2 protein-coding genes are annotated in these 1300 nt (G+C 61.7%); both read right to left on the reverse strand.

Annotated features, from left to right (window positions below):
• The coding region (locus AABE10_RS36185; protein WP_342937837.1) for an ATP-binding protein at positions 1-826 on the reverse strand (826 nt) is incomplete at its 3' end.
• Positions 827-955: 129 nt separating this feature from the next.
• Positions 956-1195 (reverse strand): DUF3717 domain-containing protein, encoded by a 240-nt coding sequence (locus tag AABE10_RS36190; protein ID WP_342937838.1) that lies wholly within the window; start codon positions 1193-1195, stop codon positions 956-958.
• Between the last annotated feature and the right edge of the window lie 105 nt (positions 1196-1300).

Genomic DNA, 1300 nt, shown 5'->3' on the forward strand with positions numbered 1-1300 from the left:
GTGCCGTGCTAACCGCATAGAGCGCGGCGGGCGTTTCGGGAATCGGCGCACTATCCGGCGCGAGCAGGATGGCGTCGGGTGATGGCAGCTCGCGGTAGATTGCGAGAAAGCTCATCAGTTCGCCCGCTGCCGCTTCGCCGACCGATCCAGCATATGAGATCAATTCAAGCTCTTTCGGCACGACGCCCATCGTCTTCGCGACGAATCCCCAGGTGCGGGGACTTGCCGAGTTTTCGATGTCGCGCGACTTTTTCTGCACGTACAGCAGGTCAGGCCGGAAGCGCAGGAACGCGATCAGTTCCACAGGTACGTTGTTGCGCACTGCCCATGCGGTCCAGTCAACGATAGTCGGTTCCAGCTCCACTACCGTCGCAAAACGCGAGATGACGGGGTCGAGAATGCCCGACACACCAGCGTTGTCGCCGCGCCGGTTGGTAGCGGCGACGAACGTGACGCAGTCGGGCAATACGTGCTCGCCAATACGACGAGCGAGCAGCAGCTGCATCTTCGCTGCCTGCACCGCTGGCGAGGCCTGCCCGAGATCGTCGAGGAACCAGAGCAATGGCGTAGTCGCCCGCAACGCGCGTTCAAGATCGCCGAACGGGAGAAAGCGGGCAATGTCGCCCTTGGGAAACGGCAGACCCTTGGAGTCTGTCGGATCTTCGACGACGGGGTGGCTGATGAGCAGATCGTGACCGGTTGCCTTGGCAACCTGATCGACGATATCGCTCTTGCCGACACCCGCTGGCCCGGTGATGAGCACCGGGAGACGCTTCGGAATGTATGCAGAGAGCAGTGCAAAGAGTTGCTGGGGATTGACTTTCATGGGGTACCTGAAAAGGAAATGCCCCACGAAACGACGCCCCAGGGGACGTGGTCCCGAAGGGGCGAGTTGAGTGCGCCGCTTTCGCGGCCGGTCGAATGCGTCGGTTGACGCTTGAAAATCGGTTGGGTATTACGCGAGCGCGCCGGCCAATGCAGCCAGTTGCGCCTGCGTGAGCGATCCGCGCGACACCGAGGCCTCGCCCGTGAAAATCAGCTCGCCGTACAGGTCGGCGAGACAACGTGCTTCGGCACACAGCACCAGCACATCCGAGTCAAACATGGACGGATTGCGGTTGCGCCATACATTGATCGCGGCTTCGACCTGCGCGATCGAAACGCGATCTCGTTCGGAAGCGTTCTGTTGAGTCATGGGGGCCTCAGAATGTAGTACCCCGGTGTCGCCCGTAAAGGGAGGACGTCCCCCAGGGCAGACTTGTTGCCGGAATCCGGCGGGTCGATGCGTCAGTGACGCAGG

Origin of the sequence: Paraburkholderia diazotrophica (assembly GCF_038900755.1) — a bacterium.
Classification (GTDB): domain Bacteria; phylum Pseudomonadota; class Gammaproteobacteria; order Burkholderiales; family Burkholderiaceae; genus Paraburkholderia; species Paraburkholderia diazotrophica_A.